A 25,839-nucleotide genomic window follows, 5' to 3' on the forward strand; every position below is an offset into this window, starting at 1 on the left:
ACTCAGCACCACACGCGCTTCTTACCACCATCATAAGGCACTGCAAAACCGGCATTTAACAGTTGCTCGCCGAGACTGACACCGTCAATCCAAACCTCAGCCAGTAGCCGAAAATATTTATCACGCTCAATAAGTCTCAGTTCAATGAACTTACCCTCCCTGAGTCGACCCACCGAGAATTGCTTGGCCGCCCTAGCCGCGTCTTTTTCAGACTGACACTTGCCACGTAATTCCGGCGTATCAATACCCTTAATACGCACCGGCATACTTTCGCCAACCACCGCTGGCCAGTCACTAATGTTTACGCGAAAAGTATCGCCATCATATATGGTGCGCACCGAAGCCACCGTGGCAGTACCAAACTCGGCGGCACTCAAAGTCATAGCAAAAAAGCAGGCGGCTAAAAAGCTGAGGGCTTTGCTTAATAATAAGCTGGTAGCTGGAGCTAAAGGTATTGGCATGATCCCGACTTCGTAATAACTGCAAAAGCGAGTCGGGCATCCGTGTTCCGAATCTAATTAGGTCTTAAATATTCCGGCGGCGAGTATAGCAGCTTGCATAACGGAAACGGTTAACTGAATTCGAGTTGAGATTAGGTAAATGGGGAATTCTGTATATTGCCGGCCCAGCTAGCGATCTAGTGAGCAAGCGCCGCACAGGCACGCTGCTTAGCAGGCCGCTAATGACAGGCCTGAAGTCCAGAGTTGACTGAGAGCCGGACTAACTGAAAAATCCTTGGGACTTTTTCAAACTCTTCGGGGCTGCGCTCTCGGATTGATGTAAATCGCTGCCGCAATTTAGCTAAGGGTTTAACTCTGTATATACCGGCCAAATACCAAAAAGGCCCGCTAGTTGGCGGGCCTTTTTGGTATTTGGTAGGCACGATTGGATTCGAACCAACGACCCCCACCATGTCAAGGTGGTGCTCTAACCAACTGAGCTACGTGCCTATAAAGGACGCGCATTATAATCACGCCTTTGCAGCAGCACAAGGTTTTAACCGAGTTTTATAAACCTAGCCTTTAGGTGGTGAAGAAACGCTGCTTTATCTCGGACAGTTTATCTCTGATGTTCGCCGCGGCTTCAAACTCTAGGTTCTTAGCGTGTTTTTGCATGTCCTGCTCAAGTGTTTTAAGAAGCTTTGCCAGCTCGGCATTAGACATTCTTTCTGCATCCAGCAAGTAATCCCCAGACGGTTCTGCAACTTTGCGATTATCTCCCCGCTGCTTCTTCTTGGAGCCAGGTATCACGCCGGCATCAAGAATATCCTCAACCGATTTTATAACCCCGACAGGTGTAATATTGTTTTTCAGGTTGTGGGCAATCTGCTTGTCACGTCGCCGCGTCGTTTCATCGATGGCTCGCTGCATAGATCCCGTTATTCGATCCCCGTAAAGAATCGCCTTACCGTTTAAGTTTCGCGCCGCACGGCCAATGGTTTGTATCAATGACCGCTCAGACCGCAAAAAGCCCTCCTTATCCGCATCTAAAATAGCTACTAGAGACACCTCTGGCATATCCAAGCCTTCGCGCAATAAGTTAATGCCCACTAAAACATCAAATTTCCCGAGCCGGAGATCACGAATAATCTCGACCCGCTCAACGGTATCAATATCAGAGTGCAGGTAGCGAACCCTCACGCCGTGCTCGTCTAAATACTCCGACAAGTCTTCTGCCATACGCTTGGTTAGCGTTGTAACAAGCACCCGCTCACCAACAGCTGTGCGCAAGGCTATTTCCGACAACAAGTCATCCACCTGAGTACTAGCAGGACGCACTTCTATCTCGGGATCAATCAAGCCTGTCGGTCTGACCACCTGCTCAACAACACGCGCAGCGTTTTCCGCCTCATAATTACCCGGCGTTGCTGACACCATAATAATTTGCGGGACCATGCGCTCCCACTCATCAAATCGCATTGGCCTATTATCCAGCGCCGACGGCAGGCGAAAACCGTATTGCACCAAGGTCTCTTTCCTAGAACGGTCACCCTTATACATGGCACCTATTTGTGGAATGGTGACATGGGACTCATCGATCACCACCAGCGCATTCTCTGGTAAATAATCAAATAAAGTGGGGGGCGCCTCGCCAGGATCTCGGCCCGACAAATAGCGCGAATAATTCTCTATACCATTGCAGTAACCGAGCTCACGAATCATCTCAATATCGAAGCGGGTCCGCTGCTCAAGGCGCTGCGCCTCCACCAAAAGGTCATTAGTGCGCAGGTGCCCCAAACGCTCAACAAGCTCCGCCTCAATGAAATCGACGGCCTTTAACAAGGTGTCACGAGGTGTTACATAATGACTTTTAGGGTATATCGTGACCCGAGGATACTTACCGTATGACTCGCCAGTGAGGGGATCAAAACCGGTAATCGTCTCAATTTCGTCATCGAACAACTCGACGCGTATCGCATTTTTATCACTTTCAGCAGGAAAAATATCAATTACGTCACCCCGCACCCGGTAAGTGCCGCGCTGAAAGGCAATGTCGTTTCGGGTGTACTGCAACTCCGCTAAGCGACGCAATAACTTACGCTGATCAATCCGCTCGCCGCGCACTAAGTGCAATATCATCTTGAAGTACTGCTCGGGATCACCCAAACCGTAGATCGCCGACACCGACGCCACAATAATGGCGTCACTGCGCTCCATTAACGCTTTGGTAGCGGATAATCGCATTTGCTCGATATGGTCGTTAATGGACGAGTCTTTCTCTATGAAGGTATCTGAGGCGGGAACATACGCTTCTGGCTGATAGTAATCGTAATAAGAAACAAAATACTCAACAGCGTTATTGGGGAAGAACTCCTTAAACTCACCGTAAAGCTGGGCCGCCAAGGTTTTGTTCGGCGCCATAACAATAGTAGGACGCTGCAAAGATTCAATAACGTTGGCAATAGTGAAGGTTTTACCCGACCCCGTTACCCCCAACAGCGTCTGAGCATGCAGGCCTGCGTTCACACCTTCAATTAGTCCGGCAATCGCTGCCGGCTGATCACCTGCTGGCGAGAACTTTGACACAACCTGAAACGGCTTACCCATTACACACACTCATTGCTAAACCCCCATATTAACCCGCCACGAACATTGCAGCAAAACACTCTACAGTTCATTTAATTACGCTAAATTGCGGAATTTGTTCAGAAAATCATCAAAACAAGAAATTCTTAGCTCAGGGGTTGACGCCTCAAAGAAACATCCTTAATATGCGCGACCTCAGCTGTTAAAGCTGTTCCGCCTTAGCTCAGTTGGTAGAGCAAATGACTGTTAATCATTGGGTCGCTGGTTCGAGCCCAGCAGGCGGAGCCAAACAAATCAAAGGCTTACCGAAAGGTAGGCCTTTTTTGGTTTAGGGGAAATGAAAAGTGCAACTGTTTTCAGGTAGGCAAGTAACACCTTTACATCGCCATTTTTAAACTGTCTCATCACATAACGGCGTCTTTTTTACCGGTAAATTTTCTAGTAGCTAAAACTAATCGACTCGATCACCAGTATCCACACCCAAGAAGACAAAGATAAAACGCGGTCGATCGCACTTCATAGTTAAATTCTTCCTTACACAGCGTAAAGCCAGCTCAAAGTTCAAAAGATAACGGTGGCCGTAATGGTGTCGCTGTAACTACCGACTACTGGATTTTGTCCAGCGGGAATTCGGCCGTATACCGTGAAGCTAACAGGGGATAAAAAAATGCCCACACTGCCGCTGCGGGTTGCGGTACCGGAAGTGCCGTCGCCCCATATAATGGACCGGGCACTATTGGTATAGAGATTGTATTGAAGAGCATTACCTCCGCTTTTCATCTCACGAACTGCAAAACTGCCCTGACCGGTGCTTAGAGTAACCTCGAAACCCAAGGCCAGTAGGCACTGAACCTGCACTGTCCCCGAGCTATCCACAGGGCTCCCTGAAAACGCACTATAACTGCCGAAGGCGAGCCCACTGGCAGAAATACTGCAACCCAGCTGAGCATCAGCGCGGGGAGAGATTGCCAGCAACAAACACAAAAAAACAATGATCTGAGGTCCCGATAATCTTCGCAGCGCTATTGGCAAGTCTGCATCTCCTTGTCACATATGCCGCCGCAGGTGCGGGGGCCCAACTCTCCCAGTGACTCGACGGACTCCGGAACTGTCAATGCCACCTCACAACTCTGCTCGCCCCAGTTAGCACGGTAGCGATATCTACCGGGGCTAACGTCAAGATACACTCGCCCATCAAAACCTACCGGGAATACAGCGCCGCTGACTACGTCGCGCAAGGCGCTACCCGCTGGTAGCGGTTTATTGTCTTCAGTATACAGATGCAAGCCCACCCAATGGGAGCGCCGTACTGCAAATTGCAAGGCAACACCTTGGCGAAATGCTGGAATAACACTTTCTTCAAGACTTTGTATTTCCCGATCCATGGGCAGCGACGTGTTATCCAAACGCACTCGATTCTCCTGAAAGGCTCTGAGACCAGGGACAATCGCCCGGCCATCGGCGCCGGTTCTGGCTACTCGCTGATTGTCGTGATAAATATCGATGCCGGCCAAGCCCGGCGCTTCCACTACGGCAAAGCTCTGATCCAATTCCCGGCTCAAGTAAAAATGTCCTGCCATCATTGCCACCCCCCCGGTTAGGCTGCTGCGAATTTGCTCAGAACCGTTGATTCGAGCTGCATCGGCGGTCAAGGTCGCCGCTGATCCGCGTAATTGAACCCCCGCCTCTATTCGATCTAGAGGGTCATCTTCCGCCAGCACGCGATACCCAAAACCGCTGCCGGCTTGCAGGTTGCGTTGAAGCTGAAGACGACCGCCGCCTTCTCCCGACTGCTGATGGTTGCCGCTCACCTGCACTGAAGTACGGGCACCCAGTGGAAGGCTTAATGACAACTGCGCGCTGCGCTGCAAATTATCACTAAGCGGCTCAAAAACATTGAGCTGGAGATTCAGGGCACTAAAAAAACTAAGGCTGTATTGAAATGTAGCAAATTCGACATCCTCACCATCCCGGGATTTTTGCTGCACATACCCCACGGTAGCAGCCCCTGCTCGGCCAAAGCCGACACTGCCAAAGGCGTTAGCTCGCAGCCTGTTCGGCGCAGTATCGAGGGCACCAAGTTGCACAAAGTCGGGACTACTTATACGAGCAGAAGCACCTAAACCCCAACGCGACCCCTGGCGGCGAAATCCCAAGCTTGCCTGCTCACCCCGGCGCCCACTGTCACGGTTGTTACTAGCGGCCAGTGTCAGCTGGAATTCGCCTAGCTGTGGCCACAACCAATTGGTGGCGGCGCCGACAGTTACCACGTCGCGCAGCAGCTCGCCCCGCAGCTCGCCGGTCAGACGGTCATTAAAACCATAGCGGTGAGTACCAGCAATAAACCCCTGCTCATAATCATTGCCATCGAGACCGAAATTACGGCGCAGGGAACCGACTTCATAACTGTATTCATGCAAGCCGCGCCGCAGCAACTGCGGAGTCGCATAAAACGACTCGGTAATCACCTGCTCGCGGCCAAACAAGTCCCGCACCACCAGACGAATTTCACCGGAACCAGTGACCACTGGCAACTCGCGCATCGTGAAGGGCCCGGGATCTATCTGCTCGCTGGCCCTGAGAGCGTTATTAATAAAGACATCAACCGTGGAAGGAATTGCCGCATCGACAGTAATGTCAGGCATCGGGAAAGTAATAAATCCAGGCTGGGTGCCAAAATTAGTGCCCCACTGAATCCCCCCAAAACGAGCGGGCAAACCCCAACTACCGGCAAAGCCAACACTATCACCGAGTCGCAATGTCCGCATGGACTCAGGCCAATCCAAGCGCAAAGTGGATTCTAAGCGCACAGCACGCTGCTGATCCCCACTTATGTCGCGCGCCAGTTGCGAGCTGGTCAACAAAGCCCGACCGGTAAAAAATCCCGCCTCAAACTGGCCGTCGAAGCGATCATCCTGAGGGGTGTGGCTGGAAAACAGCCCGTAGTTAAGAAAACTTCCGCGACTACTAAAATCCGGAGATACCAAGCGACTATAGGAAGAGGCGATTTCACCGCGCCGAAATGCCTCCGCGGGCGCGTATAATTCTAGGCGCTGGCGACGCCGATCAAGCACCGCCCAGCTTCCAGGAATACTGGAAACCGCATGAAATGAACGCTGATAGACCTGCAGCGCCTCAAGCGCGGACAAATCCAGACGAAAACCCTGCAGCACATCGCTATCCACATAGACTTGACCATCGTCGGCAACCAGCGCGAAACCAACGCGGGCAGTGCCCCCGTTGACGCTGATCTCCAGCCAGCTGTCATTGAGGCTTTCCATTGGCGGCTGGTTATCGGGAGCTGGTAGAGGCGCCAAATGCAGTAACTTCCAGAATACATCGACTTTCCAGGCAAGAGCATGCAGGTCGGCAAGGGGAAAGAAGAGCTCGCCATCGTCGCGAAACCACAAGGCGTCGGGTTCGGGCAGATCAAGCGCCGCCAAATCTGCCTTCAGGACATACCACCGCCCGTCGCGTTCTAGCACCCGAGCGCGTAGTTGTGTATCGCTACTCCCATAGGCCACTTTCAACCAATACTCAGTACTGGCTGACGTTTGGAAAGCAAAGGCATGCAGGGAAAATGCTGCGCTGCCCATGTAAAGGCATAGCGCTAGTAGCGGAGCACAGCGCCGCGCGCTATTCCACAACCACACGGGTTTGAACGGTCCGACCGTAGTTGCGCGTAATGATTAGCAGTTCGTCACCGACTACCAGCGGCTTCGCTGTATTAAAACGCCATTGCCGGCTAGTCCCAGGGAGTATATACACAAGACTCTTATCGACCGCCAGGGAGCTTAGATCAGACTTACGCAGCACTTCCATGTCGGCGTTGCGCCAATGCACGGCGCCATGATTTTCTGAGCGTATCTCGAGAATTTGACCGTCAATAACCCGTGCCCGCCAGTCTAAAAATTTCGGCGCTGGCCCCTCAGGTGCCACAAAGACCGGTAGGCTCACGCGCAGGGCGATACGCAAGCCCTGCCCATTTACTGCAAGCTGCGGCACTTCCTTAAACAGTAGCCTGAAAGCTTGCTCAATAGCCTCTGCTTGCGGATTGCGTAAACCCACCCTCACAATCTGCTGTTCACCGCCTTGCAGCGTGAAAATAGGTGGCACGGCAATCAAATGTCGACTGGAAGATAAGCTATCCTCACCGTCCGACTGAGCCCAGTCAAGGGCCTCGACCTCAATAGTGAGCGGGCGATCTTCGGTGTTGCGAAGGGTTAGCGCGGCGGTGGGTTTAGCGCTGTTCAACTTAACCAGCACTGGGTCCACAGTAAATGAGCTGGCAACTGCACTAAAAGAAGTAAGCAACAATAGCGTGGTGAACGCGACAACACGCAGCATAATTTAATTCCTAAAACGTAACGGTAACCGTCACAGTATCAGAGTAGCTGCCGGTGGACACCGTCTGCTGACCTGAGGGAACTCTGCCATACACAGTAATAGCCTGGCCGGTGCCATCACCCGTCCCTGCAACCGTATCGGTAGCGACAGTATCTCCCCATACAGTAGTGCGACCCGAATCGCTATAAAGCTGATATGAAAGAAAACTTGTCACGCCATCGCTCATACGTCGGGTATTCACCGTGGTATCGCTGCTATTACTACCCTCGTTTAACCCTGTATCGTAACTAGTGCCATTAGAGCAGGTTACCGTCACAGTACTGGTATTATCAAAATCGATATTGTCTACCGGTGTAATGCTGCCAAAAGCCAGATCGGTAGCAGCAACACTGCAACTGTCAGCAACGGTTGCAGTAACAGTAAACGTCGTAGTATCAGTAGCAGCAAACAATGTTCCCGAAAAAATTGCTCCAGCTAAGACAAGTGCGCCTCGGTTAAACTCGTTCACCAATTTCATCGTATTCATCAACATCACTCTCCTGCGTTAAATTCCGCGCAAGCTATAACTGCGGTTTTGGTACAGAGCACCACCGCGAAACAACTTCGAAGCTAAAAACGCTTTTGATAATCCACCATAGACGATCAAATCTCTAAGCGGTATAAGTACTTAGACGCACTAATACTAAGAATATCGACGAAAGGAAAATAGCTTTGGATTCGTTTCTTGCATGGATAGCTAACAACCCAAGCTATGCTCACTACTTGGTAATGGGGCTCGCCTGCTTTGAAGCTTTGGTTGGCATAGGTCTATTTATTTCCGGTGCGCTGTTGCTATCAGTCGCTATTTTTTTGTACGCACAACAGCTGGCTTCCGTCGAAGCTATACTCTTTTTTGCTTTTATTGGCGCTACCATTGGCGACCAAAGCGGTTATTGGATTGGCCGCCGGATAGGTCCGACATTTCACACAAGTAAATTTGCGGCAAGATATCGGCGGCACATTGAGCGAACTGAAGCCCTTATACGTCGCTACGGTTGGGGGGCAATTTTAATTGGCCGAATCATCCCCGCCATCCGCAGCATAGTCCCACTCATAACTGGCATCAGCGGCTACAACGGCCTCAAATACCTCTTTTTCGATTTACTGGCAGTGGGTATCTGGACGCTACTCCTAGGAGCAGCCATTATCGGGACTAGCGGTTTATTTGCCAGCTGAGCGCGACTATACATGCGGCCATAATGTAAACGCCCACGTCCACCTTGTATAGATACCTAAGGTACAACACCGTTAAGCAATGCGGATGTAGGCCGGCTAGGCATAACAACTCCAGATGATCATTTATTTTTATTTGGAGTAAGCATCGCTAGTATAACTGCACAATAAATGCATTAGTGACAGTATCGCATTGTTATCTCGACCATAGGAAATCACCTTTTAAAGCTCAAAGACCGATCACTGCAGGCATCAGCAAACTCACTCCAGCATCGCAGCCACATACAAAGATCTTTTTAAGTTAACTACCCCGCCCCATTTAATAAGACTGAATTAGGCTAATAGTATTCGGCGACCCGAATAGCAGATTAAATACGATCGCCCACAACTTCTTCGACGACTCAGCTATACTTCTGTAGGCCACTCTAACTATCACTGTGATCTCATCAATGCGAAGTACATTTCTCTGGAAATCTAAAAGTGCCACTTACACAGCCTTTATTACAATGACGCTATTTACCAGCACATTGGTCATAGTGCCAGCCAACGCAAGTCCAAGCTTCAGCAATGGTCACGAGAAAATAGAGCGCGCTTTAGAGCGAGCCCAAAATGGTAATGTCGATGCGATATGGACGCAGCATAATGTCTTAGTGATTGCGATTGCGAAAGATCATTTCAACGCTAAAAACTATGCCAAATCAGTCTGTGGATTTTTGCTAACAAATGGTTTTGCCAAAGCTAAAACCAAGATTGTCATTACCGACAAGGATGTACTAGCCAGCAAAAACCAATGGTCTCAGCTGGCAGAACGAGATTGCAAATAAAACAGTTTAGCCCTTAAAACGGCCAGATTAATGGCGCAATCGATATTGTCACCACACCAACGATCACGGTCAGCGGTATACCCATTTTAAGGAAGTCGCTGAACCGATAATCACCGGGACCGTAAACCATGAGGTTGGTTTGGTAGCCGATAGGCGTCGCAAAACTTGCCGACGCCGCCATCATTAAAGTAACCGCAAACGGCAGCATACTGACATCAAGCTGCTGACTCGCTGCCAGTGCAATTGGAAATACAATCACCGCGGCGGCCAAGTTAGAAATAACCGCAGAAAATAATGTTGTTACTATGAAAATAGCCGCCAAGGTAGCTATGGGCGAGCCCGAAGCCAGGCCAATGATTTGCTGGGCAATCACTGCGGCTGCGCCGGTTGATTCCAGAGCCCCACCTAAAGCGATGGAAGCCGCAATCACCAACAAAATTTGCCAATCCACACTGCGCCGGGCGTCCGCCGCACGAATACAGCGTGTGGCTACCATCAGCCCCGCCGCCAGAAAAGCGGCTTTCAGCATCGACAACCAGCCGATAGCAACCACCAGCACCATGGCGATCATGATTATGCCCGCGCGGCCACGATGCTCATGACGCACGGGACGCGAATTCTCAATGGCACTTACCAATAAAAAATCTCTCGAATAGCGCTGATTGGGAACAAAATCCTCATAGGCTTCGAGCAATAAGGTATCACCGGGCTCCAACTCAAGATCACCAATTCGACCCTTCAGTTGTTCACCATTTCGAGAGATGGCTATGATCGCTGCACCATAATTATTGCGGAAGCGCATCTCGCGAATAACGCTGCCTAAATGGGGAAAATTCGGGGAAATAACCACCTCAACCAAGCAGCGCGACAAATTGTTGTCGCCAAGTTTAAAGGCTTGATCTTCCGCCAACCTAAGGCCGTGGAAGTTTTTAAGATCAACAACCGAGCGCACATCACCCGCAAAAATAAGGCGATCTCCCGACATTAAAATTTCCTTTGGCGACACCACTGTCATAAGGCGATCATCGCGAACAATCTCGATCAAAAACATGGCCGGCAATTGCCGAAGCCCAGCCTCCTCTATCGACTGCCCTATCATTGGACTATGGGACTCAACCAGCATCTCGACAATATACTGCCGGGTATCACCAAAGCGCTCGGCGTTACCGTTGCTAGTAGGCAGCAAATAGCGACTTGCAAAGATCGTAAACGCCAAAACCAAAATTACACTGGGCAAACCGACCCAGGCCAAGTCAAACATTCCCAAAGATTGATCCGGCAGCGTATCCAGCATCATACCGTTGACGACCAAGTTAGTGCTGGTACCGACTAAGGTGCAGGTACCGCCGACAATCGCGGCATAGCTCAAGGGAATCATCAACTGCGACACCGCTAAATTATTGCGCTTAGCCCAGTCCCGCACCGCAGGAATCATCATCGCCACCACAGGCGTGTTATTGAGGATCGAACTAAAGATAGCCACTGGCGTCATCAAACGAAACTGCGCCATACGCGCCGATTTAGGACGCCCCAGCATATTCAAAGAAATCCAACTGACAACACCGGTTTCCGACAAAGCCTGGGCGACAATAAACAGCACCCCGACGGTGACCATACCCTCGTTAGCCATACCAGCTAGCGCTTCTTTTGGCGACAGCACCCCGAGCAGCAACAACACTACGACCCCGCCGCACAAGACCATATCTGGCGGCCGGCGGGTAAAAACTAAAGCCAGCAGACACGCGGCAATAACACTAAGGGCGATCCACGCATCGGTAGTAAACATATTATGTAGACAAGCTCCGGAAAAACTCTTGGAATCGCTCAAGGAAATCATTAAGGCTAGTCAGCGGTAAATCATTAATACCCGCTGCGGCGGCTCGGCCACCGCCAGTGGGAAACTGTCGGCAAAACTCATCAGCGCCCCGCTTATTATTTAGCGGCGCCCGAATACTTACAAGATAGTTGCCATTATTTTTTTCTGTCAGCACTGCGTGCGCACGATCGGGGAAATCGTTGGCCAGATCATTACTGTAGACACCGCTAACACGCCTTGCCCAGCGCTCATCGGGAAGTATAAATACGGCACTTACCTGATCACAATGCACCGACGGCAATTGACTCGCCGCGCGCATATCGTTGATATAACCCTCTTCCAATTGTGAAAAAGTATCCGCGGCCTCATTCATAAATTGACGCGGACTCGCGAATGACGCAATGCGACGATACAATTCAGCAGGATCAAAATGAAGGTCATCAATACTGGCACCGTAACCATTATAGTTAAGGTAGATACCCAGGTTTTCTAGTTTCTGCAACTCCTCGTCAGTTAACTCTAGGGTTTTCGCGAGCGCCATTGCGCTGTTGCGAAGGTTGTCACCAAACGCGCCAACTACAGCCCACTCAGCAAACCGCCCCTTTAACATACCGTTGACCAGCAAACTCGTACACACATCTGCAGCCGGATTAATATTCACCGTTAAATTAGTGTGCTCAGGGATTTCACCGGCAAAGTGATGATCAATATAAACCACGTCAGCACCGGCTCTTAACACTGTGTTTAAGCCATCGCGATTTTTATCCAGCGACACATCGAGCACCGTTACTTGATCACCGGCTTGCGCAGTAACACGGTCGAGTAAATTAATATCGCGTTTTACACCGGTAACAAGCACGCTGTCTTGTGGGCTCGCATTACGCAACTGAACTAGGGCGCACAAGCCATCTGCGTCGCCATTGAAAACATCAATCACTGCCATTCGTTTTATTTCCCTATTTTTAAAAATCTATTCAATCTGAAATCAATAGCCTAGCGTTGCATTAATCTGTTTCAACACCGCCAAAGGATCTTCACTACGAGTAATCGGACGACCAATAACCAAATAATTACTGCCCATCGCCATCGCCTCAGTTGGCGTTGCTACTCGCTGCTGATCACCCAAGGCACTGCCTTGCGGACGAATGCCCGGTGTCACCAGTAAGAAATCGTCGGGGATTAACCCTCGTAACACCGACACTTCTTGCGCCGAGCACACCACGCCATCCAAGCCACATTCTGAGGTCAGCATCGCTAAACGGCTGACTTGTGCTAGTGCATTATCATGCACTCCAATGTTAAGAAGCTCGTCGCTCTGCATTGATGTTAAAACTGTCACGGCGATAAGTAGCGGCGCATCTTTTCCAAACGGCTGCAATGCAGCCTTAGCCGCAGACATCATCTTCATGCCACCGGACGCATGGACATTAACCATCCACACCCCCAAGTCTGCGGCAGCAGCCACTGCCGCCGCGGTAGTATTGGGAATATCGTGGAATTTTAAATCTAAAAATACCTCAAAACCGCGACGGTGTAAGTCTCGCACCACCTCCGGTCCATATAAGGTGAAAAGCTCTTTGCCTACTTTCACGCGACATAGGGATGGATCCAGCTTGTCTACCAAGGCATCAAGCTCTGAGCGCACAGCAAAGTCTAAGGCTACAATTAGCGGAGATTTCTCAATCATAATTTTACTTCAATCACCTTGTATTCCACGCAGTGGCGCAATGGTACCCCACTGCTCACAGCTGGGACACAGCCAGTGCAGCTTTTGCCCAGAAAAACCGCAATGCCGGCAGCGATACGTTGGCCGCTCAACCTTAAGTAAATCCAATAATTGCCTAACTAAGGCGAGACTTTGCTGACCCTCACCGCCCGGCTGTTCGAGCACCGCAGACAACAATCCCAATGTCGGCCTCTGCATCGCAGCATCATACAAATACGCTAGGGCCGATTCTTGACCCTCGCGCTCAGCAATGACCACCGCACACTCAATAATAAATGCCGTGCTATTCGCCTTAGCTGAAATGCGCTGAAGCGCATCAAGATAGGCTGAGTTACTAGCAAACCCCGCAAAGGCCTCACGAAAGAGCGGCAATACCTCACTGGCAAATGCCGGCTGACGCTCAATCACTGCCTGCAGTAAATCTAAGGCCTTTTGTGAATTATTTTGAGTTATTGCCAACCCTGCCAATAATAAATTAGCACGGACATTATCCGCATCGAAGTGGCGTGCTAGCTGCAGTTCTTTAGCGGCCGCCTTAGTATCGTGATTGGCAAGTAGGGGCTGCGCTTTCTGACAGTGGTAATGACTTAAGGAACACTCTACTGCCTTCTCTTCCGCACTGGGCGCCACCGACTTTTTAAGCCAGCCACGCTGGGGCAAACGCAAGCGCGCTACTGCGATCGCTTGATCCCACTCTTTTTCACTCTGATAGATGTTTTGCAAAAGCGCTAAAGCATCGGCGCGATACACTGTCGACTCATCAACAACATCGCGGAGCAGGCGCTCAGCCCGGTCTAGCAACCCCGCAGAGATATAATCTCTGGCCAGCTCCAGGTGAACTTGATACAACTTATCTTTGGGTAGACTGGGTCGCGACAATAAATTTTGATGAATACGAATTGCGCCATCAACCTCACCTTTGCTGCGCATTAGATTTCCTAAGGCCAAGTGAGTGGGAAGCGTTTCGATATTGACTGGCAATTCGTTGATCACAGTCATAACAGCGGCATCGGCTTGCTCGCCAAGCAAATAATTCAAGCCCTTGTAATACGAGCTTGCATTGTCATCACTGCTGCGATTCTTTCTCGGGCGATACCAATACCCAAGCAGCCAGGCGCTGACCACTGCCACAAGAATTAATATGAGTTGAACTAGTTCCCCACTCATTCCAAGCTAGCTACCTGTCAGCTTGCTTCTTTCGAACTTAGCTTTCTGAGCATTCAAAAGACGACGAGAGCGGAGCCGCGAAGCCTGCAAGCGCAAAATAACAAGGGAGCTAGCAGCCAATCCGGCAAGACCACCAAGGAAGAAGGACAATATAATCCAGGTCGACAGACGTTGAGCAGGAAGCTCAGCAACCAGCACATTTAAAGGCACCAGCACGTCATTTTGAATAGTAAACAATAGCCCGACAGCTAAGACGAGGAGCAGTAATAACAATACTAAAATTGAGCGGATCAGACGCATCTAACCTTTCCAAAAAAAAACGGCATGGTCAGTGACCATACCGTTTCTGTCATCATAACGCTAGTAGCTGCGAATGCTAAGTGCCTGACTGCAGGCTCAAATTTACACGTTCACGCAACTCTTTGCCGGGCTTAAAATGCGGTACATATTTACCGGGCAATTCCACAGTTTCGCCTGTCTTGGGATTGCGCCCCATCCGGGGTTCACGGTAATGCAGAGAAAAGCTACCAAAACCTCGAATCTCTATACGATCACCCGTAGCCAAAACCGTCGACATATGTTCGATCATAGTTTTAACTGCCAACTCAACGTCTTTATGAGACAACTGAGGCTGACGTTCGGTAATCAATTCTATTAATTCAGACTTGGTCATTGCTTGTTCCCGTTGTTTCCAACAATCAAGCCTAGCTTAGCATTTTTTTGCATATAAGCCAGATAGTTACGAGCATTTAGTACAACTAAATGCCCGCAACTTTAACCCAGACAAAGACCTTAGTCTTTATTTTCCATCTGAGCTTTGATCAAGTCGCCGATGGTTGCAGGAGCTGCAGCTTCGACTTCTTTCTCACGCAGTGACTTAACAGCTTCTTTCTCGTCGTCAAAGTCCTTGGCTTTAATAGACAAGGTCATGGCGCGATTTTTACGATCTACACTGATGATCTTAACTTCAACAGCATCGCCCACTTTCAAGACATTACGCGCATCTTCAACTTTATCACGGCTGATTTCAGACGCTTTTAACACGCCTTCAACTTCTTCACTCAGCACAACGATTGCCGCTTTTGCGTCAACTTCTTTAACAACGCCATTAACAATAGCGCCTTTGTCATTTTCAGCGACATAGTTAGAGAACGGGTCGTCTTCAAGCTGCTTAACACCTAAAGAGATGCGCTCGCGCTCGGGGTCAATTGACAGAATCACAGTCTCGATCTCGTCACCCTTCTTGAACTTACGCACGGCTTCTTCGCCAGTTTCGTTCCAAGAAATATCTGACAAGTGAACCAGACCGTCGATGTTGCCATCTAGACCAATGAAGATACCGAAGTCAGTAATAGACTTGATAGCGCCTTTGATCTTGTCGCCTTTAGTGAACTGACCACCAAATGCATCCCACGGGTTCTGCTGGCACTGTTTAATACCAAGAGAAATACGACGACGCTCTTCGTCGATATCCAAAATCATCACTTCCACTTCATCGCCAACTTGAACGACTTTAGATGGGTGGATGTTTTTGTTTGTCCAATCCATTTCAGAAACGTGAACCAGACCTTCAACGCCTTCTTCAATCTCTGCGAAGCAGCCGTAGTCAGTTAAGTTAGTAACCTTAGCTTTAACACGTGAGTTCTCTGGATAACGTGCTTTGATAGCAACCCAAGGATCTTCGCCAAGCTGTTTCAGACCTAGCGATACACGATTGCGCTCGCGGTCAAACTTAAGAATACGCACGTCAATTTCTTGACCCACTTCAACGATTTCACTTGGGTGCTTAATACGCTTCCAAGCCATATCGGTGATGTGTAATAGGCCGTCAATACCACCCAAATCTACGAAAGCACCGTAGTCGGTCAGATTTTTAACGATACCTTTAACAACCATACCTTCTTGTAGAGATTCCAGCAGCGCTTCGCGCTCTTCGCTGTTTACGCTCTCAAGAACGGCGCGACGAGAAACAACAACGTTGTTGCGTTTCTGGTCCAGTTTAATGACCTTGAATTCAAGCTCTTTGCCTTCTAGGTGCGCAGTATCGCGAACCGGACGAACGTCAACCAGTGAACCGGGCAGGAAGGCACGGATACTGTTGATGTCGACAGTAAAACCACCTTTAACCTTGCCGTTAATGATACCAACAACCGTTTCTTCAGCTTCATAAGCTGCTTCAAGGGTAGTCCACGCTTCAGCGCGCTTGGCCTTCTCACGTGACAGTTTGGTCTCACCGAAGCCGTCTTCTACAGACTCCAGAGCAACCTGAACTTCGTCACCGATAGCCAGATTTAATTCACCGTTGTCATTCAGGAACTGCTCGCGAGGAATAACACCCTCTGATTTCAGTCCAGCGTGAACGGTAACCCAATCACTGTCGATATCGATAACAACGCCGGTTACGATTGAACCGGGTTTCATATCAATGGTTTTTAAACTTTCTTCAAATAGATCAGCAAAGCTCTCGCTCATTAGTCATTACCTGAGTATTTAGTAGTGGCAACGCCACCGTATCGCCGTATATCCAGCTTACACGGGTCAATTCATATTGCCTCAATACAACGCCAGCTGGTATTTGCGCTGTTTGCGACGGTTTTTGGCTAGCCTTTTTAAGGACTAACAAGTCGAGTATTAACTTCCGCCAATACTCGGTTAAACACTTCTTCTATCCCTAAACCACTGCTATCAATCTGCACAGCGTCGTCTGCGGGCTTTAATGGAGCCAATTCGCGCTCGGAATCACGCTTGTCACGCGCGCGTATCTCCCCTAAAAGGGTCGCGAGGTTAACATCATCACCCTTTGATTTCAACTGATTGTAGCGCCGCTCGGCCCGTTCCTCGGCACTTGCTGTTAAGAATATTTTGACCGCAGCATCGGTAAAAACAACTGTGCCCATATCGCGACCATCTGCAACCAGGCCAGGCGCCTGAGCAAAATCCCGCTGACGCCCTAGTAAAGCACTGCGCACTGCTGGCAATACTGCGACCCTTGACGCCAACATGCCGGTGTTTTCAGTGCGCAAGTCGCCGCTAACATCCACGCCCTCCAACAAAACACTAGTTGGCTCACCCGGCTCGCCCGCAACGAATTCAACATCTAAATGTGCCGCCAACTTAGCTATCGCGGCTTCATCATCAAATGCAAATCCATGCTTATCGGCCGCCATACCCACCAGGCGGTATAGCGCGCCGCTATCTAATAAATGCCAACCCAGATGCCTCGCTAATTTTTGGCATAGGGTGCCCTTACCAGAACCACTGGGCCCATCTATGGCAATAACCGCTGCTGCCGTAAAATTCATATCACTCACACCTGCACTTCTATATTCATACCCAGACCGGCAGCCAAGCTCACAAAATTCGGAAAAGAGGTTGCCACATTATCGCAACCCCGCACTCGAATAGGGTCGCGAGCGCGCAGTGAAGCCACCGCAAACGACATTGCAATACGATGATCGTGATGACTTTCTACGGTTGCACCGGTAATTTGTCCGCCCTGAATCACAATGCCATCTTCTGTCGGCACCGCACTGATGCCCATGGCTTGCAAGCCATCCGCCATCACCTGAATACGATCACTCTCCTTAACCCGCAACTCTTCCGCGCCGGTAAGTACCGTTTGCCCTTCTGCGCAGGCAGCAGCCACAAACAACACGGGAAACTCATCAATCGCCAAAGGAACTTGGTCTTCTGGAATATTGATACCCTTGAGCTGGGCATGGCATATGCGGATATCCGCAACCGGTTCACCGCCCACTTCCCGCTCATTAAACACGCGGATATCGCCACCCATGGCGCGCAAAATATTGATCACACCGACTCGGGTAGGATTAATGCCCACGTGCTCCAAGGTTAAGTCGGCATTCGGGGTAATACTCGCCGCTACCATAAAGAAAGCCGCCGAAGAGATATCAGCGGGAACATCAATATGAATAGCGCTTAATCGACCACCGCCTTTTAGCTTCGCTACCGGACCATCGACCTCAACCTGATAACCAAAGCCACGCAGCATACGCTCACTATGATCACGGGTTGGCGCCGGCTCAGTGGTGCTGGTTTCACCATCGGCGTATAAACCTGCTAGCAAAACGCAGGACTTCACCTGAGCACTCGCCATCGGCAACACATAATCAATCGCCTTCAAAGATTGACCTCCACGCAGGGTCAACGGCGGACGACCGCCCTCTGCGGTTTCGACCACCGCACCCATTTCTCGCAGCGGCTTGGCCACACGCTCCATGGGGCGCTTACTCAATGACACATCACCGGTCATCGTCACATCAAATTTTTGCCCCGCCAACAAGCCGGCCAGCAAGCGCATTGAGGTGCCGGAATTACCAACATACAGTTCGCCGACCGGCGCTTTAAGGCCGTCACGCCCGACACCATGAATAACAACACGACCATTTTCCGGGCCGTCAATTTCCACACCCATTGCCCGCAGAGCATTGAGCGTAGACAAGGCGTCATCACCCTCAAGAAAGCCGTCTACGGTAGTCACGCCGTCGGCAATCGCGCCCAACATAATAGAGCGATGTGAGATTGATTTGTCGCCAGGAACACGGGCTGTACCGCGCATTTGACCACCGGCTTGCAACAGAAAATCCACAATAAGAGTCTCTTTAATTTAATCAGAAGAATAGGAATTTACGATGACGGAGGCTTTTTTTCACGGGTGAGATACTGCCCCAAAAAATGCTCATCACGAGCGTGCTTAGCGCGATCGAAGCTTGCAAAAATAGTATCCCCGTCACCGTCTGCAATCGCTTTGCGAACCAGATCTAAATGCGAGCTAAATGCATCAATACCTTGCAAGATTGCATCGCGATTCGCCAAAGCAATGTCGTGCCACATAGTCGGGTCACTAGACGCAATGCGCGTAAAATCTCGAAAACCGCCCGCCGCAAATTTAAAAATGTCGGCCGCAGCGCCATTCTGTGCCAGCGCATCCACCAGGGTGTAAGCAAGAACATGGGGAAGATGACTGGTGGCGGCGAGCACAGCATCGTGCTCTGCCACGTCCATACAAACCACTTCTGCCCCACATGCCTCCCACATTGCTTTAATGAGGGACAAGGCCGAATCAGAAGTATTTGCCAAGGGCGTTAGTATCACCCGATGATCGAGAAACAAATCGACTGCCGACGCCTCAACGCCACTTTGCTCGGAACCGGCAATGGGATGACCAAGCACAAAATTAGGCGGCACCTGACCAAAAATTTGTTCCGCCGCTCGCTGAATATTACCTTTCACACTCGCAACATCGGTGACCACCATATTCGGTGTCATCAATGGCGCTAATTCCGCCATAACTTTTTCGGCGATCAAAGTCGGGGTGGCAATCACCACTACGTCAGCACCGGCAACAGCCTCGGCCATATCAAGCGTGTATGAATCGATTACCCCTAGCTGCAAACCACGGTCAAGTGATTCAGTGCGCCGCCCCGTGCCGACAACTTCAACAACTGCACCTTGGGCTTTGAGCGCCTTGGCCAATGACCCACCCATTAGGCCCAGGCCGATAATGGTCAGCTTATTAATCAAAACAGCCCTCTTCTATCAACTTGCGTAGGGCAATAAGGAATCTGGCATTTTCATGTTCCAAACCGATTGAAACCCGCAAATGCTTCGGCATTTGATAAACGCCGACCGGCCTTACGATAACGCCCTCACGCAAAAGCGCTTGGTAAACAGGCAGAGCATCGCAGGGTAGCTCCACCGCAACAAAATTACCTACCGAAGGAATATACGCCAAACCTAGTTCATTAAAGCCAGCGCACAACTGCGCCATACCGGCACTATTCACCTGCTGACTACGGCGTAAATATTCGTGATCATCCAGCACCGCAAGCGCGGCTGACATGGCGGGAATATTGACATTAAACGGTGCACGCACGCGGTTTAGCAAATCGGCAATTTCCGGACTACTTACCCCATAACCAATCCGCAGTCCGGCCAAGCCATAGGCCTTTGAAAACGTGCGGGTCACTATGACATTGGGGTATTGAGCAAGAAAGCCTAGACCATCAGGAAAGTCTGCGACCTCGGCGAATTCAACGTAGGCCTCATCCAGCACCACAATGACATGCTCGGGGACCTTAGCTAAAAATGCACTAACAGCGTCGCTATCAAGATAATTACCGGTGGGATTATTCGGGTTGGCAATAAAAACCACTTTGGTATCGGGCTCAATAGCCGCTGCCATCGCGACTAGATCGTGCCCCCAGTTTTTAGCTGGTGTGATAATGGCACGAGCGCCAGCAGCCTGCACCGCAATCGGGTAGACAATAAAAGCGTGTTGCGAAAAAACTGCGGAACTACCCGCACTTAAAAACGCACGGGCGATTAGATCGAGGACATCATTGGAGCCATTACCAAGCGTAAATTGGTTTTCGGAAACACCCAATTTTGCGGCGAGCTTTTTCTTTAATTCAAAACCGCTCGCGTCGGGATAAAGGTGCATTTGTTTTAATGCAGTCTGGGCAGCGGCCAACGCCACCGGCGACGGTCCTAGCGGGTTCTCGTTACTCGCCAGCTTAACAACACTATCCAAGCCCAGCTCACGCTGCAACTCTTCAATAGGCTTACCGGGCTGATAGGGATGCAAACCCTGAACACCAACATTTGCCAGCGCAAACACATCACACGTCACTTGCTTGCCCTCACTTTAAACCTAAAAACATTACTAAATAGCAGCCTTGGGATAGGAACCCAACACTTTGAACATAATAGAATGCTGTTCAATATCATTTAGGATATCAATAATTTTACTATCGTCGCGATGACCTTCAAATTCAATAAAGAAGACATAGGTCCACGGCTCAGTGCGCGATGGCCGGGTATCAATACGCGTAAGCATCACGTCTGCTTTTTGAAACGGCTCCAGCAACTTAAACAAGGCGCCAGGACGATTACGTGCAGAGACCACCAAGGAGGTTTTATCACTGCCGCTGGCAGCCACATCTTCGCGACCAATAATTAAAAAGCGCGTGGTATTATCCGGCTGATCTTCAATATTTGCAGCCAATTGCAACAAGTCGTACTGCTGCTCAGCCATATCTCCAGCCACTGCGGCAACACCTTCTTCCTCTGCCGCCATCCGCGCCGCTTCGCCATTGCTGCTAACCGCTGCGCGCTCCACACCGGGGAAATGTGCATCCAACCACTGACGACTCTGCGCCAATGCTTGCTGATGTGCGCATATACGTGTTATCGGCGTATCTTTACCGCCTTTAGCCACCAACAAATTCAGACGAATACGTAACTCTAACTCGCCACAAATCTTCAGTGGAGAATTAATAAAGGCGTCTAAGGTATTAGAAACCATGCCTTCGGTAGAATTCTCTACCGGCACCACACCATAATGGCACTGACCATTGGCAACTTTTGCAAACACTTCATCAATTGATGACTGCGGAACACTAACAACAGCGTGGCCAAAATGTTTGAGCGCCGCAGCTTGACTGAACGTACCCAGCGGCCCTAAGTAAGCAACCTCCATTGGCTTTTCTAAGGCCAAGCACGCCGACATAATTTCACGAAAAATAAACGCCACCGTGTCATCGGCTAAGGGGCCTTTATTTGCCGCCTTCACTCGAGACAATACCTGCGCTTCACGCTCGGGACGATAAAACAATAACTGCTGTGAGCTACTGCTATCAGTATTAGATTCAAACTGCTGCGCCGCGGCAAACTCCCGCAATTTAACCTCGGCGACCTGCTTGGCACAGCTGGCGCGACGATTTAGCAGATCGTGAATCTGGGTATCGATGCTGTCGATGCTTTGACGTAAATCATCAAGACTTACCAGCGGCGTGTTGGATTCGCTCATAAACTCAGCCGTGTTGTTGGGCAAAATCTTTCATGTAGGCAATCAAGGCATCTACGGCCTCTTCAGGCACCGCGTTATAAACGCTAGCCCGCATACCACCCACAGAACGATGACCTTTCAAATTCAGCAGACCAGCTTCTTCTGCACCCGCAAGAAACGTCTTATCCAAACCTGCGTCGGCCAAAACGAAGGGGATATTCATCAATGACCTGCTGGCAACTTCTACCGGATTGGTATAAAAACCACTGCCATCAATGTAGCTGTACAATTTTTCGGCTTTGCGGCGGTTAATCACTTCCATTGCCTCTAGACCACCTTGCGCCTTGAGCCACTTAAATACTAAACCCGCCAAATACCAGGCCCATGTTGGTGGCGTGTTATACATAGAATCGTTATCGGCAGCCGTTTTGTAGTCCATCATGGTCGGCGTAACCGGACTCGCATTACCCAGCAAATCATTGCGAACAATAACAATAGTTAAACCGGCAGGACCGATATTCTTTTGAGCACCGGCGTAGATAACGCCGAATTTGCTCACATCGACAGGCCGCGACAAAATAGTCGATGACATATCGGCAACCAAAGGCACTTTACTTTCAGGCGTCCAGAAAAACTCAAGACCGCCAATCGTCTCGTTAGGCGTGTAATGCAAATACGCCGCATCTTCGCTTAACTTCCAGCTATCAAAGGCGGGAATAGTAGAGAAATTGGTATCTTCAGACGAGGCAACAACATTAACAGTGGCGTAGCGCTTCGCTTCTTTAATCGCTTTTTTTGACCATTCACCAGTGTTGACGTAATCAACGACCTTGCCCTCACCCATCAGGTTGAGCGGCACAGCTGCAAACTGACTGCTTGCACCACCTTGTAAAAACAAGACTGAGTAGTTGTCGGGAATACCCATCAGCTCGCGCAAATCAGCCTCAGCTTGCTTGGCGATACCAACCATTTCATCGGAGCGATGACTCATTTCCATGACCGATACACCACGGCCCTGCCAATCTAGCAGCTGCTCACTTGCTTCTTTTAATACTGATTCAGGAATTGAAGCCGGGCCTGCACAAAAGTTAAAACGACGCGCCATGTTAAATCGCCACTCCGAAAGATTAAAAAATAAAAAAACAAACGGCGCCAGCGGCGCCGCTACTTATATTGTTTAGCTGTAGATCTCTGAAAAACAGAGCGAGGATTACTCCTCGCCGCTATCGTCCGCTGGCGCTGCAGCATCATCACCATCAGTGCTTGCAGAGGCTTCGCCGGCAATCACATCTTCTGCTGATGCTGACTCAGCATTTTCTTCGCCTTCCAACAATTTCTCGTCTTCTTCGTCAACGCGCTGAACGCCCACTAAATGTTCGTCTTCTTTCAAACGAATAACGCGAACACCTTGGGTGTTACGACTCAGGATCGACACTTCATCAGTACGCGTCCTTACCAGTGTGCCTTGATCACTGATCAGCATCAGGTCATCACCTTCAAAGACCTGAACAGCCCCGACCAATGGACCGTTCCGTTCACTCATGGCCATCGCGATGACACCGCGGTTACCACGACCTTTGGCAGGAAAATCCTCAACCAAAGTGCGCTTACCATAGCCATTCTCTGAAACGGTCAGCACCCGACCACCTTCTTGCGGAATGATCATGGAGATTGCACGCTGACCTTCGTCCATACGAATACCGCGCACACCGCGAGCGGTTCGGCCCATGGCGCGCACGTCCCGCTCTGCAAATCGAGCCGCTTTACCGGCGCTGGTCAGCAGTAAAATATCGTTCTCACCATTGGTTATGGCTGTGCCAATAAGGACATCGCCCTCATCTAATTCTATTGCTCGCAAACCCACACTGCGCTGGCGAGAAAAGGCTTGCAACGGGGTCTTTTTAACTGTGCCAAAGCCTGTTGCCATAAAGATGAAAAAGCCTTCGGTGTATTCATTAACCGGCAGAATCGAGGTAATACGTTCATTCGCATCCAAGGGCAATAAATTAACCATTGGCCGACCGCGAGAATTGCGACCTGCAACCGGAATCTGGTAAGCACGCAGCCAATACACTTTACCGATATTGCTGAAACACAAAATGGTGGTATGGGTATTCACCACTAATAAATGTTCAACAAAATCTTCATCTTTCACCGACGTCGCCGACTTACCCATACCACCGCGACGCTGGGCCTGATAGGTGTCCAAAGGCTGCGACTTGGCGTAACCACCATTCGAGATAGTGACAACACGATCTTCTTCTGGAATCAAATCTTCGTGATTAAGGTCGAGCTGCGAGGCCACGATTTCACTGCGACGTTCGTCGCCGTAATCAGCAACCACTTGCTCAAGCTCTCCGCGGATAACTGCGATAAGAACATCAGGATTCGCCAAAATATTCAGGTATTCAGCGATTTCCAATAGGCGCTCTTGGTACTCGCCCAATAATTTCTCGTGCTCAAGGCCGGTCAATTTTTGCAAGCGTAAATCTAGAATCGCCTGCACCTGCACTGGCGACAGATAATACTTGCCATCGCGCATGCCGTATTGATCTTCAAGCTCATCTGGGCGGCAAGCATTTTCACCTGCGCGCTCTAGCATGCCGGCGACATCACCCAATTTCCAAGGGCGCGAGATCAAACTCTCCTTGGCTTCCTGAGTGGTTGCCGAGGCTTTAATCATTGTGATGATTTCGTCAATATTGGAAATCGCAATTGCTAAGCCTTCCAATACGTGACCGCGCTCGCGGGCCTTACGCAGAAGATACACGGTACGACGAGTAACGACTTCACGGCGGTGACGAATAAAATATTCGATCAGCTGTTTTAGGTTCAAAATACGCGGCTGGTTATCTACCAAGGCCACAATATTGATGCCAAATACGTTTTGTAGCTGGGTTTGCGCGTACAAATTATTTAGGATAACTTCGCCGCTTTCACCGCGCTTCATTTCAATCACTACGCGCATACCATCTTTATCAGATTCGTCACGCAGTTCAGAAATACCCTCGATTTTCTTCTCTTTTACCAGCTCGGCGATTTTCTCAATCAAACGCGCCTTGTTTACCTGGTAAGGCAGCTCGTGGATAAGAATCGTCTCGCGGTGGGTCTTTTCGTCAACAATCACTTCCGCCCTGGCGCGAATATAAATACGGCCCCGGCCCGTTCTATAAGCTTCAACGATGCCGGCGCGGCCGTTAATAATCGCTGCCGTTGGGAAATCCGGGCCAGGAATGTGCTCCATCAACTGATCAACAGTAATATCTGGATCATCCAACAAGGCCAAACAACCGCTAATGACTTCGGTCAAATTATGCGGCGGGATATTCGTCGCCATGCCCACAGCAATACCCGACGAACCATTAATTAATAGCGCGGGAATTTTGGTTGGCATAACCGCGGGTATTTGCTCTGTGCCGTCGTAGTTAGGCACCCAGTCGACAGTCTCTTTGTCGAGATCGGCAAGAATTTCGTGGGCAATTTTGCGCATACGAATTTCGGTATAACGCATAGCCGCCGCGTTATCACCATCGATAGAACCAAAGTTACCCTGACCGTCGACCAGCATATAGCGCAAAGAAAAGGGCTGCGCCATCCTAACGATGGTGTCATAGACCGCAGAGTCACCGTGGGGATGGTATTTACCAATAACATCACCAACCACACGGGCGGATTTCTTATATCCTTTATTCCAGTCATTACCTAGTTCGCTCATAGCGAACAATACGCGGCGATGAACAGGTTTTAGACCATCTCGGACATCGGGCAGCGCCCGACCTACGATGACGCTCATTGCATAATCAAGGTAGGACTGTTTGAGCTCGTCCTCGATGTTTACCGGCAGAATCTCTTTAGCTAAATCAGCCATGAACGGGGTAATTCCTTATTATGGATAGTCGTTACGCGGCAGT

At 50.0% G+C, this 25,839-nt stretch carries 22 protein-coding genes and 2 tRNA genes; 3 read left to right on the plus strand and 21 right to left on the minus strand.

Features of this window, described 5'->3' with window-relative positions:
• Window positions 1–2 precede the first annotated feature (2 nt).
• The 3 genes from AB4875_RS12595 to uvrB form a co-directional block, all read right to left on the minus strand.
• The gene (locus AB4875_RS12595) at window positions 3–461 is read right to left on the minus strand and encodes a thermonuclease family protein (RefSeq protein ID WP_368376406.1); all 459 of its coding nucleotides are present in this window, start codon (window positions 459–461) and stop codon (window positions 3–5) included.
• Window positions 462–873: 412 nt separating this feature from the next.
• Window positions 874–950: transfer RNA gene (locus AB4875_RS12600), tRNA-Val, on the minus strand.
• A gap of 72 nt (window positions 951–1,022) precedes the next feature.
• Window positions 1,023–3,047: an excinuclease ABC subunit UvrB gene (gene uvrB, locus AB4875_RS12605; RefSeq protein WP_368376407.1), complete on the minus strand. Its 2,025-nt coding sequence runs from the start codon at window positions 3,045–3,047 to the stop codon at window positions 1,023–1,025.
• 191 nt (window positions 3,048–3,238) lie between these two features.
• Between uvrB and AB4875_RS12610 the strand changes: the two genes are divergently transcribed.
• Window positions 3,239–3,314, plus strand: a tRNA-Asn gene (locus AB4875_RS12610).
• A 273-nt stretch (window positions 3,315–3,587) separates the two neighbouring features.
• Here AB4875_RS12610 and AB4875_RS12615 read toward each other — a convergent pair.
• From AB4875_RS12615 to AB4875_RS12630, 4 genes are read right to left on the minus strand one after another with little or no spacing between them, the layout of a single operon-like run.
• Complete coding sequence (locus tag AB4875_RS12615) at window positions 3,588–4,058, minus strand: Csu type fimbrial protein (protein ID WP_368376408.1); 471 nt, start codon at window positions 4,056–4,058, stop codon at window positions 3,588–3,590.
• Window positions 4,049–6,622: a fimbria/pilus outer membrane usher protein gene (locus AB4875_RS12620; protein WP_368376409.1), complete on the minus strand. Its 2,574-nt coding sequence runs from the start codon at window positions 6,620–6,622 to the stop codon at window positions 4,049–4,051. The genes AB4875_RS12615 and AB4875_RS12620 overlap by 10 nt, the downstream gene beginning before the upstream one ends.
• Window positions 6,623–6,662: 40 nt before the next feature.
• Complete coding sequence (locus AB4875_RS12625) at window positions 6,663–7,373, minus strand: fimbrial biogenesis chaperone (RefSeq protein WP_368376410.1); 711 nt, start codon at window positions 7,371–7,373, stop codon at window positions 6,663–6,665.
• A gap of 10 nt (window positions 7,374–7,383) precedes the next feature.
• Window positions 7,384–7,899 (minus strand): Csu type fimbrial protein, encoded by a 516-nt coding sequence (locus AB4875_RS12630; protein ID WP_368376411.1) that lies wholly within the window; start codon window positions 7,897–7,899, stop codon window positions 7,384–7,386.
• A gap of 185 nt (window positions 7,900–8,084) precedes the next feature.
• Here AB4875_RS12630 and AB4875_RS12635 point away from each other — a divergent pair, with 185 nt between their 5' ends.
• Window positions 8,085–8,588, plus strand: coding sequence for a DedA family protein (locus AB4875_RS12635; protein WP_368376412.1), 504 nt, complete (start codon window positions 8,085–8,087; stop codon window positions 8,586–8,588).
• A 446-nt stretch (window positions 8,589–9,034) separates the two neighbouring features.
• Complete coding sequence (locus tag AB4875_RS12640; RefSeq protein ID WP_368376413.1) at window positions 9,035–9,409, plus strand: hypothetical protein; 375 nt, start codon at window positions 9,035–9,037, stop codon at window positions 9,407–9,409.
• 13 nt (window positions 9,410–9,422) lie between these two features.
• On the opposite strand, the gene AB4875_RS12645 is transcribed toward AB4875_RS12640, so the two are convergent.
• The 14 genes from AB4875_RS12645 to gyrA all read right to left on the minus strand — a co-directional run bounded on the left by AB4875_RS12645 (window position 9,423) and on the right by gyrA (window position 25,796).
• Window positions 9,423–11,195, minus strand: coding sequence for an SLC13 family permease (locus tag AB4875_RS12645; protein WP_368376414.1), 1,773 nt, complete (start codon window positions 11,193–11,195; stop codon window positions 9,423–9,425).
• Window position 11,196: 1 nt separating this feature from the next.
• Entirely contained in the window at window positions 11,197–12,168 is a 972-nt protein-coding gene (locus tag AB4875_RS12650; RefSeq protein ID WP_368376415.1) for a DHH family phosphoesterase, read from the minus strand.
• Between the two features lie 42 nt (window positions 12,169–12,210).
• On the minus strand, window positions 12,211–12,912 hold the full coding sequence (gene pyrF, locus AB4875_RS12655) for an orotidine-5'-phosphate decarboxylase (protein WP_368376416.1): 702 nt from the start codon (window positions 12,910–12,912) through the stop codon (window positions 12,211–12,213).
• A 9-nt stretch (window positions 12,913–12,921) separates the two neighbouring features.
• Window positions 12,922–14,118 (minus strand): lipopolysaccharide assembly protein LapB, encoded by a 1,197-nt coding sequence (locus AB4875_RS12660; RefSeq protein ID WP_368376417.1) that lies wholly within the window; start codon window positions 14,116–14,118, stop codon window positions 12,922–12,924.
• A 6-nt stretch (window positions 14,119–14,124) separates the two neighbouring features.
• On the minus strand, window positions 14,125–14,418 hold the full coding sequence (locus AB4875_RS12665; protein ID WP_368376418.1) for a LapA family protein: 294 nt from the start codon (window positions 14,416–14,418) through the stop codon (window positions 14,125–14,127).
• 76 nt (window positions 14,419–14,494) lie between these two features.
• Window positions 14,495–14,791: an integration host factor subunit beta gene (gene ihfB / locus AB4875_RS12670; protein ID WP_103685775.1), complete on the minus strand. Its 297-nt coding sequence runs from the start codon at window positions 14,789–14,791 to the stop codon at window positions 14,495–14,497.
• A 119-nt stretch (window positions 14,792–14,910) separates the two neighbouring features.
• A complete protein-coding gene (rpsA, locus tag AB4875_RS12675) occupies window positions 14,911–16,590 on the minus strand; it encodes a 30S ribosomal protein S1 (RefSeq protein ID WP_368376419.1) in 1,680 nt (559 codons plus the stop codon).
• A 137-nt stretch (window positions 16,591–16,727) separates the two neighbouring features.
• On the minus strand, window positions 16,728–17,420 hold the full coding sequence (gene cmk, locus AB4875_RS12680; protein ID WP_368376420.1) for a (d)CMP kinase: 693 nt from the start codon (window positions 17,418–17,420) through the stop codon (window positions 16,728–16,730).
• A gap of 5 nt (window positions 17,421–17,425) precedes the next feature.
• Window positions 17,426–18,727, minus strand: a complete 1,302-nt coding sequence (gene aroA / locus AB4875_RS12685; RefSeq protein WP_368376421.1) for a 3-phosphoshikimate 1-carboxyvinyltransferase — start codon at window positions 18,725–18,727, stop codon at window positions 17,426–17,428.
• A gap of 38 nt (window positions 18,728–18,765) precedes the next feature.
• The gene (locus tag AB4875_RS12690; protein WP_368376422.1) at window positions 18,766–19,662 is read right to left on the minus strand and encodes a prephenate dehydrogenase/arogenate dehydrogenase family protein; all 897 of its coding nucleotides are present in this window, start codon (window positions 19,660–19,662) and stop codon (window positions 18,766–18,768) included.
• On the minus strand, window positions 19,655–20,770 hold the full coding sequence (hisC, locus tag AB4875_RS12695) for a histidinol-phosphate transaminase (protein ID WP_368376423.1): 1,116 nt from the start codon (window positions 20,768–20,770) through the stop codon (window positions 19,655–19,657). Before hisC ends, AB4875_RS12690 begins: the two co-directional genes overlap by 8 nt.
• Before the next feature lie 33 nt (window positions 20,771–20,803).
• Window positions 20,804–21,949 (minus strand): prephenate dehydratase, encoded by a 1,146-nt coding sequence (pheA, locus tag AB4875_RS12700; protein ID WP_368376424.1) that lies wholly within the window; start codon window positions 21,947–21,949, stop codon window positions 20,804–20,806.
• Between the two features lie 4 nt (window positions 21,950–21,953).
• On the minus strand, window positions 21,954–23,033 hold the full coding sequence (gene serC / locus AB4875_RS12705) for a 3-phosphoserine/phosphohydroxythreonine transaminase (RefSeq protein ID WP_368376425.1): 1,080 nt from the start codon (window positions 23,031–23,033) through the stop codon (window positions 21,954–21,956).
• 105 nt (window positions 23,034–23,138) lie between these two features.
• Window positions 23,139–25,796, minus strand: a complete 2,658-nt coding sequence (gene gyrA / locus AB4875_RS12710) for a DNA gyrase subunit A (RefSeq protein WP_368376426.1) — start codon at window positions 25,794–25,796, stop codon at window positions 23,139–23,141.
• Window positions 25,797–25,839: the final 43 nt, after the last annotated feature.

The sequence above is a fragment of the Zhongshania sp. R06B22 genome (assembly GCF_040892595.1).
GTDB classification, from domain to species: Bacteria; Pseudomonadota; Gammaproteobacteria; order Pseudomonadales; family Spongiibacteraceae; genus Spongiibacter; species Spongiibacter arctica.